Genomic DNA, 15809 nt, shown 5'->3' with positions numbered 1-15809 from the left:
TTGGAGTGCATAGCCCAATGACTTTATTCACGCTTTTATGAGGTGTTATTGAGCAGCAAGGAATTGACCAAACCCTTTATCTTTACCAAGATTCGGGCTCAGTGTGTCCTTTTCTAGCGCAATCTTACCGTTGATAAGTACATAGTCGACGAGCCCAGGATTGCGATTAACGAGTCGTTTTAAACCAAAGTTTTCCATATCGGCCCAATGCATGCGCTCAAGATCTTGGTCAAACATGTCTGGGTTAATGATGACCAAGTCAGCGCGGTCACCGACAGTGATTCGCCCAGCTTCAATACCTAGCCAGTTGGCTTGCTCACCGGTTAAACGCCACACAGCTTTTTCCATCGACATGATTGGCTTACCCTGTTGATGCGACTGGTAAATCATCTTTAAAAATCGCAAAGGCAGGTTATAGAACGCCATATTGCGAATGTGTGCCCCAGCATCTGAGAAAGTGATCAGTATGTTCTTATCTTTGACCATGTTAGCAAGCACATCGGGGCGATGATTTCCTATCGTGGTATACCAACGTAACTTACGGCCGTACTCGACGACAAGATCGAGAAACAAGTCAACAACATGGATATTTTTCGCTTGCGCTATTTCGGCGAAATTCTTACCCACAAGACTTTGGTTAGGACATTCAACAATAATGGCATCGCCAAAGTCCCGTTGCCATACGCGCGGGCTCAACTTTTCGCCGTAAAACTTCCTAAAAGTACGACGGTAGTTTTCATCTTGCAGTAGTGCGTTACGTTCAATGTGATCTTTTAAGTCCAACGCCATTTCACCCGCACCGAACTCTTCAAAAAAAACAACATCAATGCCATCAGCGTAAATCGTGAACGGCGTCGGTAATAGCTGCCAACGAAAGTCGCCGTTAAACCAATTGACCAGTTTCGAAGATAATTGGGCCAATGGCTTTACGGTCTTGTTACCTTTTAAGTCTAACAGTGATATCAATGTGGTTTTTAATGGTTTCCTAACAAAGAACCCCATTGACTCTTTTAAGTATTGAACAATCTGTAGTGGCATTGCGGCATTGGGCGCGCCTTGATGAATGCGATTATGCTTACGCAGGATCTTGTTGAGCTCGGAAATCTCGCTCCAGTGAGCATAAGTACTCGGCAGACTTTTTGACCACTCACGATCACCATCGACTTTATCCCATGTTAAACACATCGACGATAATCCCAAAAAACCTTCGTCAACGGCTTGTTGCAGTGTATCTAGCATCCATTGCATTTCTTCCCGAGTTGGTTTTTCGGTCTTATCCGTGGCTCGCGATAGTCCCATCGCCGCGGTGCGAAGATCGCTGTGACCTACAAACGAGATCAAATTGGGGCCGAGTGGCTGGTTGGCTACGAACGCTTTCCACTCTTTGGGTGTGCGCCATGTTTTGCTTTGCTTTAGTATGGGGAGTACTTTTTCACGAGGCACTGTTTCTACGCGTGTAAAAATGTCAGACGCATCTTCTGCGTCACTGCAAATCATGCTGAGTGAGCAGCTACCGACTAAAACAGTAGTTACACCATGCCTCACGGATTCGCTAAGTGATGGGGAAACAATCATTTCTGCATCATAGTGCGTATGGGTATCCAAAAAGCCAGGCATTACCCAGCGCCCCGTTGCATCGATTGTATTGTGGTAAGCATCTTTGTTGAGATCACCAGGCTCACATACCTTGGCTATCTTACCGTCTTTAATGGCAATATCACGTAAGCGTGGCTTTGAACCGTTACCATCGAAATAAAGACCACCGAGGATAATAGTATCGTAATGAGAAGACCCAGCCTTGCGCGTCGTATGGTCCATTATTTATCCCTATAAGAGTATTAATTTATTGTTTTATTTATCTTTTATTTAAGCGCTAGAGAAATACTAAACAGCCCTTCAAATAATGGCAAGTGGTTTGTTTTTTGCGCAAGCATGAGTTTAGTAACTTAATTCTTTACCTTTGAACGACACTCTTAAATTGAGGAGTGAAAAATGAAATACGTCGTCTTATTGTCTGTCTGTGCGTACTTATGCGGTTTTGTAACTGATGCTAGAGCATCAACAGGGGAGGTAATATCAAAATAGCCGATAACTTCACGTGAGGGGCAGATTCAATAGGGAGTAATGTGAATAGCTCATGGTAAAAGGGACACTTTGGATGTGCACGAATTATCAGTATCGATGGATTATCAAAAATATCAAAGCAATTAGTCATGAACCGGCAAATTCTATAAATGACGTAAAAAATTCGTATTCCAGTGCAATGAAATAACATTGATTAAGCAAATAACTATGTTCTTAATTAGGCAAGCGTGTTTCGGGTAAAGCGTTTGTTTTTCGGCTTTACTGTTCTTTTGCTAATATCTTTACTGTATCGATAAGTTAAAAATTTGTTAAGCGACTTATTTTACCTTGTTATATTTATTCTGATGCCGTTTCGATCAGCTTTAATTAGACATTTTATTTCATTGGTTAAAAGCTTATTTAGGGAGCGAGGGAGCTTTAAATGTATGGTTTGTACGTTATTTGAACATTTGTTCGGTAATTTCAATCTTTTTCAAAAAAGGTGTTGACGTCCGCGCAAAAATCACTAAAATGCGCATCCACTTCGACGGCAAAGGCCAACGGGGTGTTTTGATAAGTTAAGTTGTTCAATATGAGCCTTAACGGTCAACAAAAACTTTTGAAATTTAATTTTTAAAAAGTGTTGACATCGAAACTGAGATGCGTAAAATGCGCATCCACTTCAACGGCAAACGCCGATGAAGTTCAAGTAATAACGAATGCGATTGTTACTTCAATTCTTTAACAAATAGTTATCATGCAATTTGTGTGAGCACTCACAAGAAAATGGTTTTACCATATTGTCTTTAAGACATAACTTGATGAGTGACACGCAAAACGACATATGTCAAGTTGGTAGCAATACCAACAAGCGTAATTCATTGAGTCGATTCTTCGGAATCACGATTTAATTTTTAATTGAAGAGTTTGATCATGGCTCAGATTGAACGCTGGCGGCAGGCTTAACACATGCAAGTCGAGCGGAAACGATTCTAGTTTACTAGAAGGCGTCGAGCGGCGGACGGGTGAGTAATGCTTGGGAATATGCCTTTAGGTGGGGGATAACAGTTGGAAACGACTGCTAATACCGCATAATGTCTACGGACCAAAGGAGGGGATCTTCGGACCTTTCGCCTTTAGATTAGCCCAAGTGAGATTAGCTAGATGGTGGGGTAATGGCCTACCATGGCGACGATCTCTAGCTGGTTTGAGAGGATGATCAGCCACACTGGGACTGAGACACGGCCCAGACTCCTACGGGAGGCAGCAGTGGGGAATATTGCACAATGGGCGAAAGCCTGATGCAGCCATGCCGCGTGTGTGAAGAAGGCCTTCGGGTTGTAAAGCACTTTCAGTAGGGAGGAAAGGGTAGTCGCTAATATCGGCTATCTGTGACGTTACCTACAGAAGAAGCACCGGCTAACTCCGTGCCAGCAGCCGCGGTAATACGGAGGGTGCGAGCGTTAATCGGAATTACTGGGCGTAAAGCGTGCGTAGGCGGATTGTTAAGCGAGATGTGAAAGCCCAGGGCTCAACCTTGGAACTGCATTTCGAACTGGCTGTCTAGAGTATTGTAGAGGGTGGTGGAATTTCCAGTGTAGCGGTGAAATGCGTAGAGATTGGAAGGAACATCAGTGGCGAAGGCGGCCACCTGGACAAATACTGACGCTGAGGCACGAAAGCGTGGGGAGCAAACAGGATTAGATACCCTGGTAGTCCACGCCGTAAACGATGTCAACTAGCTGTCTGTGGACTTGATCTGTGGGTAGCGTAGCTAACGCGCTAAGTTGACCGCCTGGGGAGTACGGCCGCAAGGTTAAAACTCAAATGAATTGACGGGGGCCCGCACAAGCGGTGGAGCATGTGGTTTAATTCGATGCAACGCGAAGAACCTTACCATCCCTTGACATCCAGAGAACTTACTAGAGATAGTTTGGTGCCTTCGGGAGCTCTGAGACAGGTGCTGCATGGCTGTCGTCAGCTCGTGTTGTGAAATGTTGGGTTAAGTCCCGCAACGAGCGCAACCCCTATCCTTATTTGCCAGCGCTTCGGGCGGGAACTCTAAGGAGACTGCCGGTGATAAACCGGAGGAAGGTGGGGACGACGTCAAGTCATCATGGCCCTTACGGGATGGGCTACACACGTGCTACAATGGCGGATACAGAGGGCAGCAAGACCGCGAGGTGGAGCGAATCCCAGAAAGTCCGTCGTAGTCCGGATTGGAGTCTGCAACTCGACTCCATGAAGTCGGAATCGCTAGTAATCGTGGATCAGAATGCCACGGTGAATACGTTCCCGGGCCTTGTACACACCGCCCGTCACACCATGGGAGTGGGTTGCAAAAGAAGTAGCTAGTTTAACCTTCGGGAGGACGGTTACCACTTTGTGATTCATGACTGGGGTGAAGTCGTAACAAGGTAACCCTAGGGGAACCTGGGGTTGGATCACCTCCTTACCTTAAGTAAAACATTCCTTGTCGAGTGTTCACACAAATTGAATGATAACATTCGCATGCCTAAGTCATAGATTTAGACATGATGCTCTTTAAAAATTTGGAAAGCTGATATTAAACCCGGTATTTCATAGAAGACTATGTCGCGTAGTTCTTCAATAAAATGTGAAATACCAAAACGAAGAAGAAATTCTTCAAAAATTGATTTTTAAAATCAATTTCTTTCAAGGTCGAATTTAGTACATCCATGTACAATTCGACATCCAAACATCCGTGTTTGGAACATTCATTTATGAATGCGTGAACATGTCAGACATACATTTGGTCTTGGTTTTGTCACCAAGGCACTCGAAACTTTTTGGGGTTGTATGGTTAAGTGACTAAGCGTATGTGGTGGATGCCTTGGCAGTTAGAGGCGATGAAGGACGTGTTAATCTGCGATAAGCTGTGTTGAGCCGATAAAAGGCGTTATAAGCACAGATTTCCGAATGGGGAAACCCACCTGTCATAAGGCAGGTATCGTTAAGTGAATACATAGCTTAACGAGGCGAACCGGGAGAACTGAAACATCTAAGTACCCCGAGGAAAAGAAATCAACCGAGATTTCCTTAGTAGCGGCGAGCGAACGGGAATTAGCCCTTAAGCGGTTTGTGAATTAGTGGAATAAGCTGGAAAGCTTGACGATACAGGGTGATAGTCCCGTACACGAAAATGACCTTACCGTGAAATCGAGTAGGACGGAACACGTGAAATTCTGTTTGAATATGGGGGGACCATCCTCCAAGGCTAAATACTCCTAACTGACCGATAGTGAACCAGTACCGTGAGGGAAAGGCGAAAAGAACCCCTGTGAGGGGAGTGAAATAGAACCTGAAACCGCATACGTACAAGCAGTGGAAGCCTTCGGGTGACTGCGTACCTTTTGTATAATGGGTCAGCGACTTACATTTTGTAGCAAGGTTAACCGATTAGGGGAGCCGTAGCGAAAGCGAGTGTTAACTGCGCGTTTAGTTGCAAGGTGTAGACCCGAAACCCGGCGATCTACCCATGGGCAGGTTGAAGGTTGAGTAACATCAACTGGAGGACCGAACACACGTATGTTGAAAAATGCGGTGATGACCTGTGGGTCGGAGTGAAAGGCTAATCAAGCCGGGAGATAGCTGGTTCTCCCCGAAATCTATTTAGGTAGAGCCTCGGACGAACACCACTGGGGGTAGAGCACTGTTAAGGCTAGGGGGTCATCCCGACTTACCAACCCTTTGCAAACTCCGAATACCAGTGAGTGATATCCGGGAGACACACGGCGGGTGCTAACGTCCGTCGTGGAAAGGGAAACAACCCAGACCGCCAGCTAAGGTCCCAAAGTCTATGTTAAGTGGGAAACGATGTGGAAAGGCCCAGACAGCTAGGAGGTTGGCTTAGAAGCAGCCATCCTTTAAAGAAAGCGTAATAGCTCACTAGTCGAGTCGGTCTGCGCGGAAGATGTAACGGGGCTAAACATAGCACCGAAGCTGCGGATTTGAACTTAGGTTCAAGTGGTAGGGGAGCGTTCTGTAAGCCGTTGAAGGTGTGTTGTAAAGCATGCTGGAGGTATCAGAAGTGCGAATGCTGACATGAGTAACGATAATGGGGGTGAAAAACCCCCACGCCGAAAGACCAAGGTTTCCTGTCCCATGTTAATCAGGGCAGGGTAAGTCGGCCCCTAAGGCGAGGCGGAAACGCGTAGTCGATGGGAAACAGATTAATATTTCTGTACTTCTTATAATTGCGAAGGAGGGACGGAGCAGGCTAGGCAAGCATGGCGTTGGTTGTCCATGTGAAAGTATGTAGGCTGGGAGTTTAGGCAAATCCGGACTCCTAAGGCTGAGATACGAGACGAGACTCTACGGAGTTGAAGTTGTTGATGCCATACTTCCAGGAAAAGCTTCTAAGCATCAGATTATAAGGAACCGTACCCCAAACCGACACAGGTGGTTAGGTAGAGAATACTAAGGCGCTTGAGAGAACTCGGGTGAAGGAACTAGGCAAAATAGTACCGTAACTTCGGGAGAAGGTACGCCGGCTAGTGTGAATCCCTTGCGGAGTAAGCACCGGTCGGTCGAAGTAACCAGGTGGCTGGAACTGTTTATTAAAAACACAGCACTGTGCAAAATCGAAAGATGACGTATACGGTGTGACGCCTGCCCGGTGCCGGAAGGTTAATTGATTGGGTTAGCGCAAGCGAAGCTCATGATCGAAGCCCCGGTAAACGGCGGCCGTAACTATAACGGTCCTAAGGTAGCGAAATTCCTTGTCGGGTAAGTTCCGACCTGCACGAATGGCGTAATCATGGCCACACTGTCTCCACCCGAGACTCAGTGAAATTGAATTTGCGGTTAAGATGCCGTATACCCGCGGCTAGACGGAAAGACCCCGTGAACCTTTACTATAGCTTGACAGTGAACATTGCTCCTACATGTGTAGGATAGGTGGGAGGCTTTGAAGCAGGTACGCCAGTATCTGTGGAGCCATCCTTGAAATACCACCCTTGTATGCGTGATGTTCTAACCTGGGCCAATTATCTTGGCTGGGGACACTGTCTGGTGGGTAGTTTGACTGGGGCGGTCTCCTCCCAAAGCGTAACGGAGGAGCACGAAGGTTGGCTAAGTACGGTCGGACATCGTACGGTTAGTGCAATGGCATAAGCCAGCTTAACTGCGAGACAGACACGTCGAGCAGGTACGAAAGTAGGTCATAGTGATCCGGTGGTTCTGTATGGAAGGGCCATCGCTCAACGGATAAAAGGTACTCCGGGGATAACAGGCTGATACCGCCCAAGAGTTCATATCGACGGCGGTGTTTGGCACCTCGATGTCGGCTCATCACATCCTGGGGCTGAAGTCGGTCCCAAGGGTATGGCTGTTCGCCATTTAAAGTGGTACGCGAGCTGGGTTTAGAACGTCGTGAGACAGTTCGGTCCCTATCTGCCGTGGGCGTTTGAGAATTGAAGAGGGCTGCTCCTAGTACGAGAGGACCGGAGTGGACGAACCTCTGGTGTTCCGGTTGTCACGCCAGTGGCATTGCCGGGTAGCTATGTTCGGAACTGATAACCGCTGAAAGCATCTAAGCGGGAAGCAGGCTTTGAGATGAGTTCTCACTGGGACTTAGAGTCCCCTAAAGGGTCGTCGGAGACTACGACGTTGATAGGCAGGGTGTGTAAGCGTTGTGAGGCGTTGAGCTAACCTGTACTAATTGCCCGTGAGGCTTAACCATACAACACCCAAGAGGTTTTCCTCAGGTGTATGTGGTCTGACATAAAAAAGTTCAAGCATTCATATTGAAAGAAAAAGTTAAATATCAGATTTCCAGATTATTAAATACGTGGAATCGTCGCTCCTAGCCATCCATGGCTTCGCGACATAAATACATCCATGTATAAAAGTTTTTTGTCTGGCGACAATAGCACTTTGGAACCACCTGAACCCATGCCGAACTCAGAAGTGAAACGAAGTAGCGCCGATGGTAGTGTGGGAGTTCCCATGTGAGAGTAGGTCATCGCCAGGCTTCCAATTCTGAAAAGCCCGTTCAAAGGAACGGGCTTTTCTCGTTTAAGGTATTGGCTCGACCTACGTCGTAGTCATCGAAAAATCGCATCTATGCATTTCATACCGTCCCACTAAAGTGTGTCCCACTAGACAAATAAAAAAGTCTCTCTTAGTTTAGTTGAAAGTTTCGACCAAAAAACAATCAACAACAAACGGAGAGAGACTATGACTAATTTAACGCTGAATAGTAAGCAAATTCAAGCAGCATTAGATTCTTTAATCCAAAAGCCAGGTGGTCTAAATCAGGTATTAGAGCTCGCCCTTAATTCATTTATGAAAGCTGAGCGAACGGAATACCTAAGATCTTCTCAAGGTAACAAAGGCAATGGCTATAGACCTGTGGCAGGCTTAGGTATAGGTGATGCTCTATCTTTACAGGTACCTCGTGATCGATTAAATCAATTCAAGCCTTGGATCCTCAATGTCATGAAAGAGCAAAGCGATACACTGAACGAACTTTGTTTTGAGCTTTATGCCAAGGGGCTTACAACTCGAGAAATTGAATCAATAACTGAATCTATCTATGGCCAAAAGCTCACTCGAAGCGCCGTATCGCGCATTACTAAGAGCCTATATGAGGAAATGGAAGACTTCAGAAAACAGAAGTTATGCGATTATTACCCCATCATTTATCTCGATGCGACATTTATCAAAACAAAGCGTGAAACGGTTTCTAGCGAAGCCTACTATATCGTTTTAGCGGTAAAGCACGACATGACTCGTGAAGTGATTGGTATTTACAATGCACCGACCGAATCAGCAGCCAATTGGGATGACATCTTGTTAGATTTAAAGGAGCGTGGCCTCAAGCAAATCGACCTTGCTGTGATTGATAACCTATCGGGCTTAGATTCGGCCATTGAACGGCATTATCAATGTAAAATTCAAAAGTGCGTCTTACATATGAAACGCAACATCTTAAAAAAAGTGAAGAAGTCTCATCGTGGTGAAGTCGCTGATGATTTGAGGTTTGTCTTTAATTTAGATGATCAATCAGATGACCGTGAAGAACTTATGATCCGCGCTCGGTGGTTATATGAGAAGTGGGGTAAGAGATATTCTAACTTTAAGATGTTTATTGATAAGCCGTACTTGCAGTATTACGCCACATACTTGGACTTTGAGCCGATCATCCGCAATATGATTTATACTACCAACTGGATTGAACGATTAAATAAATCATTCAAACGAACGTTAAAAATAAGGAATTCCATGCCAAGTGTTGATTCTGTATTAACCATTCTAAGTAAGGTAGCACTGGATATGAATAAAACGACTTACCAATACCCGATAAGTCGCTTTGAGAAAAGTAACTTGTTTAACTAGGTAATTTGAAACTGAAATTAAAATAAGAGAGACACACTTTCTGGGACGGTACCATGCATTTTCGATATTCACCACATCCATGCGGCTTATCGCTAGGCTTCCAATTAAGAAAACCCGTCCTCGTGACGGTTTTTTTGCTTTCCGTATATTAATATTTTTTAAGCCTCTGCTCGCTCAACGAGGTCCCGGACATCGCTACGCGATTCCGGGATGACGTTAATCTGTTTCTAGAAAAGTGGTGCCGTCATTCCAGCGGAGGCTGGAACCTCCTGTCGTAAAAGTGTGGGTGTAACGAAGCCTTTGCACACTAAACGAGGTCCCGGACATCGCTGCGCGATTCCGGGATGACGTTTATCTGTTTTAGAAAATAGCACCCTCGTCACTCTTGTGCATCGCTGCGCTCGCGGCATTCGTACATCCATGTACGTCACCGCTCTTGCGCTTCCTTGCGCTCGCGGCATTCGTACATCCATGTACGTCATCCCAGCATGTTTTTGGCTCGGAGCTTCTGTCACAATAGCGAGCTATAACGAATCCGACCACACGATTTCCTATCCTGTACCTTTCGTAAATGTATCTGTTACTTCAACTTTGAGTTCAGTGTTTGCGCACTTTCTCAGTTGGCTGTTCTGTCTGCATTGTCTACCTTTATAAACATGTAGTTTACTATCTGCTTGCTTGCTTGCTTGCTTGCTTTCTTTATGAATTGGCAGATATCTCCTTGTAAATCGCTTAATTAGAACAGCTAAATAAAGGAAACCTAGATGAAAGACGACGATAATTCTAAGGCTCAAGGCATTTATAAGTATTATCAAAATAACCCGTCATTGGCTGATGAATATATTTTTGGTCGAAAAAGTTATCCTGATAGACGGGGATTTTTAAAGGGCGCGGGTTTAGCAACCATGGCCGCCGTACTTGGTGGGGCAATCCCATTTCATCGTAATATGCCAGCAGGCATGATCCCTGCCGCGTTTGCTGAAGGTCTTGGTGATGTGACGATAACGGGTAAAGATGGTTTAACGGTACTTAACGATCGTCCCGTCAACGCCGAAACCCCACCACATTTACTTAATGATGATGTCACGCCGACAAAAAGGCACTTTATCCGTAATAACGGCATTCCACCAGCAAACGTCAATCCAGACGCGTGGACACTGACCATTGATGGGTTTGTTGATAAACCGATGACTTTGTCGATTGCTGATTTAAAAAAGAATTTTGAGGTGGTTGAGCAACAATTATTGATTGAGTGTGGTGGTAATGGCCGTGCATTCTTTGAACCGAAAGCTAAAGGTAATCAATGGACTTATGGCGCGGTAGCTTGTTCTAATTGGACTGGGGTAAGACTAGCTGATGTGTTGAAAGCCACTGGTGTAAAATCAGAGGCAGTCTACACCGCTCACTATGGCGCCGATAAACACCTATCAGGTAAAGAGGGTAAATTACCTATATCTCGAGGTTTACCGATCGCTAAAGCGCTAGGCTCAGAAAACCTTATTGCTTTTGCCCAAAATGGTGAGCCTTTGCATCCGATGAACGGCGCACCATTGCGATTAGTGGTCCCTGGCTGGCCAGGTTCATGCTCGCAAAAATGGTTAACGAGGATTGAAGTTCGTGACCAAGTACACGATGGTGCGAAGATGACTGGTAAGGCGTATCGAGTGCCCAATCGACCCGTAGCGCCGGGTGAGAAAGTCGCGGAAGAAGACTTTGAAATCATTGAGCGTATGCCTGTGAAATCGCTGATCACGTCACCGCAAACAAACAGTGAAATTTCCGGTAAGGAAGTCGCTGTACGAGGTCACGCGTGGTCTGGTGATCGCAGAGTGACAAAAGTTGAGTTATCAATCGATTTTGGTGCAACATGGATTGATGCGAAATTGTCTGTACCGAAGAATACTGGTGCGTGGCAAACCTTTAATGCTAACGTTAAGTTTCCGCAATCTGGTTACTATGAAGTCTGGGCGAAAGCGACCGATGATCAAGGCGTATCTCAACCATTTGCGATTGCCTGGAACCCTAAGGGGTATTTAAATAACTCGTTCCACCGCATCGCCTTGATGGTCAAGGCATAAGTAACATGAAGTATATTGCTGTATCAGGAGTGCTGTTCGCTACTTTATGCATTACGAACAGCCATGCCGAAGCGGTTGATAAAGCCTTGATAGAGGCAGGTAAACAACAAGCACTCGTTTGCAAAACGTGCCATCAATTTAACGCCGATGGTAAGTCGTTAGTTGGTCCGCCATTATGGGGCTTAGCTGAGCGTGATATTGCAAGTTATCAAGGTTTTAATTACAGCGAATCACTTACACAACTTAAAGGCCGTTGGGATGCAGGATCCCTCGATGCGTTTTTAAAAGCGCCCGAGAATTATGCTCCCGGCACCAATATGCTGTTTTCAGGTGTTAAAGATGCGGGCACTCGCGCGGCAATCATAGCGTGGCTTGGTACGAGTAATCCTAACCCTATTAATTGGCGCACATCTGAAGCAGAGCAAACACCTCTGTCGGCGGGTGAGGGGGTTTTGAAATCCGGTGATAATATGGGTCTTGTTGCCAGTGCTTGCTCGTCATGTCATTCTCTGCATTTGGTCGCTCAGCAAGGACTTAGTCGCGATAGTTGGGACGAAACCTTGCAATGGATGATTGATGAACAAGGCATGGAGCCACTTGATCCTGATGATTATCAAGCTGTATTAGATTATCTTTCGACACATTACGGCCTGTAAGTTTGGTGTTTGAAAGATGTTCGTTTATTGATTGCCCAGAGCCAACCTTTTTGACATCATGTTGTTATAAAAAATTGAAGTAACAGGCAGTTCATATCGATCCGATAATTTAATTCCCATCTTAATATTATTAACCTTTTCAATGCCTTATTAATTAGCCCGAACGTTCTTCGCAACATTCCATTATGAAAACTGACGATGGTCGATGAATTAATGCTTAGCACTGTCGAGTCATAGTGATTTAGTAATCGTCCATTTAGACGAGTTATCTATTTACTGTCTACCTTACACTCAAGCACTGTCTAATAGAATGTGAGCTGAATAATGAAAAATAATAATGATAACAACGCTCGTGTAGTCCTCGTAACGGGCGGTACTAAAGGCATCGGCCTTGGTATTAGTCAAGCTTACTTAGAAAACGGCGATAAGGTCGTTGTTTGTGCTCGTAAAGAGCCTGAAGCGTTACCGCAAGTGGGCGATAACGTTGCTCATTTTATTGCCGCAGATTTGAAAGTTAGTGAAGATATTGAGCAATTATTTGCTGTCATCGAGGCAGAATATGGCCGTCTTGATGTGCTTGTTAATAATGCTGGTGGTGCGCCTGTTGCAGATGCCGCGACAGTTTCGCCACGTTTTCATGAAAGTATTATCAAACTAAATTTGATTTCGCCTCTTCATGTTGCTCAAGCGGCAAACCGCTTAATGCAGCAACAAGAATCAGGCGGTTCAATCGTCTTTATCGGTAGCATCAGTGCCGTACGTCCATCCCCAGGCACAGCTGCGTACGGCGCAGCGAAAGCGGGGGTGTTGTCGCTGGTGCAAACATTAGCGGTTGAATGGGCACCAAAAGTACGTGTTGTTGCAATCAGCCCTGGCCTTATAAAAACCGAATTATCGCATCTTCATTACGGTGATGAAGAGGGCATCAAGCGTGTGGAGCAAACCATTCCACTACAGCGCATGGGCTTACCAGAAGATGTGGCGAATGCGTGTTTATACGCAAGTTCAGAGCAAGCGAGCTATGTCTCAGGCTCTAACATCATTTTACATGGTGGTGGTGAAAAACCTGCATTTTTAGGTTCTAACGATAACTAATACACTATCAACGCCAACCATAACGCAATGGGAGAAAAACCGTGGCAGATACTACATGGTTAGATGAAATTAAAAGTATGGTAGGAAAGCAGTATGGCAAGGTCTATGCCTGGGATGCTGTAAACCCTGCGATGATCAGGCAATGGTGCGAAGTGATGGGAGTAACTAACCCATTATACACAGACCAAGCATTCGCCGAGCAATCAGAATATAAAGCAATTGTTGCCCCTCCAGCTATGTTGCAAGCATGGTGTATGGAAGGCTTGCACATGAATAACTACCCACCGGGTTCAACAGATGAAAATCCGTATGAGGCGCTAAAGCACTTTGAAGCACAAGGCTTTGAATCGGTGGTCGCGGTAAACTCAGATCTGAGTTTTGAGCGCTATGTTACCGTTGGTGAAACTCTTTACTACACGACCAAATTAACCGAAGTTGGTGACGAAAAAGTCACCGCGCTAGGCACCGGTTATTTTGTAACGTTAACTTTGAGCTTCTTTTCGGAAAAGTCGACAGGTGATGAGCCAGTCGGTACCTTGTTGTTCCGCGTATTTAAATTCCGTCCGCATAAAAAGCCAGAGCCGGTGAAACAAGAATCAGCGCAAGCGGTGCCAAAGATCAAGCGCTCTAAGCCGGTGATCAGCGACGATAACGCGTTCTTCTGGGACGGTGTCGCTAAGCACGAGTTGCGCATTCAGCAATGCCCAAGCTGTGAAACACTGCAGCATCCTCCTGGTCCAATTTGTAGCACCTGTCAGCACATGGACATGAGCTATATCAAGAGCTCGGGTAAGGGCCATATATATTCATTTGTGGTCATGCATTACCCAGAAGTCCCACCTTTTGATCACCCAAATCCAATTGCGTTGGTTGAACTAGAAGAAGGGACGCGTATTGTTGCAGGCTTAGTTGGTGTGAAAAAAGAGCATTTAAGCATCGGCCAGGCAGTAGAAGTGTCGTTTGAAACGTATGACGATGGTGAATTAACACTGCCAATGTTTACCGTAGCAAAAGATTAAGGGGAAAACGATGGATTTTCAATTAACTGAAGAACAAGTCGCCATTGGCGATATGGCCAATGGCTTGTTTGCCGATTTTTGCTCTGATGAACAACTGTTAGCCTTTACCGAAGCCGGCAAAACCTTTATGGATGATGCTTGGACGGCGGCAACAGAAACGGGGCTGACAAATTTATTCGTGCCTGAGCAATTAGGCGGTAGTGGTCTTGGCATGCAAGACCTGATGGTGGTATTAACAGCACAAGGTCGTCACTTAGTGCAAATTCCATTATGGCGCAATCAAGTGGCAATTGCCTTGCTAGGTGAGAAATTGCCATCTAGCTTAGCGCCGCTATTGGAAAAAGCCGCGGCAGGTGAAGATATGATCACCGTTGCAACTGCACAGCACATACAGTCGCAAGGGTTTGCCTTATCTGTTGATGAGAGAGGTTTAGCTTCGGGTGTTTCAGTGGCTGTTGCCGATGTTGATAAATCACGCTACGCCTTGTTACCAGCGGCGAAAAATGGCGAAACGGTATTAGTGTTAGTTGATTTAACGCAATCGCAAATTCAACTAGAGCATGGTGAAATGAACCACGGTGGCACCGTTGCCGACATTCAGTGTGATGCGGTTGAACCGTTAGCCATACTTGATCAAGATGCTTGGTTAGAGTTAAACACGCTAGCGATCGCATGCCAAGCGTCAATTCAATTAGGTGTCAGTGAACGTCAATTAGAGCGTACTGTCGAGTATGTATCTGAGCGTGTGCAATTTGAGCGTCCAATCGGCTCGTTCCAAGCAGTACAAATGTCATTAGCAGACTGCCATATTGCTGTTGAAGCGCTGCGCAGTTGTTTATGGCAATTATGTTACCGTATTGATGCCAAACAAAGCACCACATCAGAAGCGCTAGCAACGGCTTATCATGCTTGTGAAACTGGTCACATCGTTGGTCATAAAGCGCAGCATGTACACGGTGGCTTTGGTGTGGATATCAGTTATCCAATTTATCGATTTTTATATTGGAGCCGCGAGATCAGTGTAAGTCTTGGCGGTAGCAGAGCCATCCTTGAAGAGCTGGGTGATTGGTTAAGCGATAATGATGTATTGGGATGGAAGTATGATCTGGAAGAATAATATTGACTTAGCAGCCTTAGCGGTTGGTGATGATTTACCAAGTGTGGAAGTGCCTATTACAACAACGTTAATCACCTCGGGCGCTATCGCTACGCGTGATTATTTCCCTGGCCATCACTGTAAAGATGCAGCGCAAGAATTGGGCTCGCCACACGTATTTATGAACATCTTAACCACGTCGGCGCTGGTACAGCGATTTGTTGAAGATTGGGCTGGCCCTAGTGTTCGTTTTAACGACATTAAGGTAAAACTTGGCGCACCGAACTACCCAGGCGATACCATGGTCTTTAAAGGGCAAATCACCGCAATCGATGTGGCTAACAAGCAACTTGACGTATTAGTCAAAGGCAACAATGGTTTGGGTAATCACGTCACCAGTGAAGTTAGCCTTACTTTTGCAACAAATATGGAGGCCTAA

The 15809-nt window shown here is 45.6% G+C and carries 8 protein-coding genes and 3 rRNA genes; 10 read left to right on the top strand and 1 reads right to left on the bottom strand.

Annotated elements, in window-relative coordinates:
• Nucleotides 1–45: 45 nt before the first annotated feature.
• A complete protein-coding gene (locus tag ACAX20_RS09130) occupies nucleotides 46–1818 on the bottom strand; it encodes an amidohydrolase family protein (protein WP_371185620.1) in 1773 nt (590 codons plus the stop codon).
• Nucleotides 1819–2979: 1161 nt separating this feature from the next.
• On the opposite strand from ACAX20_RS09130, the gene ACAX20_RS09125 reads away from it, so the two are divergent.
• From ACAX20_RS09125 to ACAX20_RS09080, 10 genes are all read left to right on the top strand, one after another.
• A 16S ribosomal RNA gene (locus ACAX20_RS09125) occupies nucleotides 2980–4519 on the top strand.
• Nucleotides 4520–4886: 367 nt separating this feature from the next.
• Nucleotides 4887–7768 (top strand): 23S ribosomal RNA (locus tag ACAX20_RS09120).
• Between the two features lie 176 nt (nucleotides 7769–7944).
• Nucleotides 7945–8059: ribosomal RNA gene (rrf, locus tag ACAX20_RS09115) — 5S ribosomal RNA — on the top strand.
• The 16S, 23S and 5S rRNA genes sit together here, the layout of an rRNA operon.
• Before the next feature lie 206 nt (nucleotides 8060–8265).
• Nucleotides 8266–9426, top strand: coding sequence for an IS256 family transposase (locus ACAX20_RS09110; RefSeq protein ID WP_371185618.1), 1161 nt, complete (start codon nucleotides 8266–8268; stop codon nucleotides 9424–9426).
• Nucleotides 9427–10190: 764 nt separating this feature from the next.
• The gene (locus ACAX20_RS09105) at nucleotides 10191–11504 is read left to right on the top strand and encodes a molybdopterin-dependent oxidoreductase (RefSeq protein ID WP_371185617.1); all 1314 of its coding nucleotides are present in this window, start codon (nucleotides 10191–10193) and stop codon (nucleotides 11502–11504) included.
• 5 nt (nucleotides 11505–11509) lie between these two features.
• Nucleotides 11510–12160, top strand: a complete 651-nt coding sequence (locus tag ACAX20_RS09100) for a c-type cytochrome (RefSeq protein ID WP_371185615.1) — start codon at nucleotides 11510–11512, stop codon at nucleotides 12158–12160.
• A 324-nt stretch (nucleotides 12161–12484) separates the two neighbouring features.
• The gene (locus tag ACAX20_RS09095; protein WP_371185613.1) at nucleotides 12485–13255 is read left to right on the top strand and encodes an SDR family oxidoreductase; all 771 of its coding nucleotides are present in this window, start codon (nucleotides 12485–12487) and stop codon (nucleotides 13253–13255) included.
• 41 nt (nucleotides 13256–13296) lie between these two features.
• Nucleotides 13297–14274 carry an OB-fold domain-containing protein gene (locus ACAX20_RS09090; protein WP_371185612.1) on the top strand — a complete coding sequence of 326 codons (978 nt, stop codon included), beginning with the start codon at nucleotides 13297–13299 and terminating at the stop codon, nucleotides 14272–14274.
• A 10-nt stretch (nucleotides 14275–14284) separates the two neighbouring features.
• Nucleotides 14285–15391: an acyl-CoA dehydrogenase family protein gene (locus tag ACAX20_RS09085; RefSeq protein ID WP_371185611.1), complete on the top strand. Its 1107-nt coding sequence runs from the start codon at nucleotides 14285–14287 to the stop codon at nucleotides 15389–15391.
• Nucleotides 15375–15809 carry a MaoC/PaaZ C-terminal domain-containing protein gene (locus tag ACAX20_RS09080; protein ID WP_371185610.1) on the top strand — a complete coding sequence of 145 codons (435 nt, stop codon included), beginning with the start codon at nucleotides 15375–15377 and terminating at the stop codon, nucleotides 15807–15809. The genes ACAX20_RS09085 and ACAX20_RS09080 overlap by 17 nt, the downstream gene beginning before the upstream one ends.

Source organism: Thalassotalea sp. Sam97 (genome assembly GCF_041379765.1).
In the GTDB taxonomy this organism is placed as follows: Bacteria; Pseudomonadota; Gammaproteobacteria; order Enterobacterales; family Alteromonadaceae; genus Thalassotalea_A; species Thalassotalea_A maritima.
Note: the sequence above shows the minus strand (reverse complement) of the source record. Positions and strands in the feature narration are given on the sequence as shown.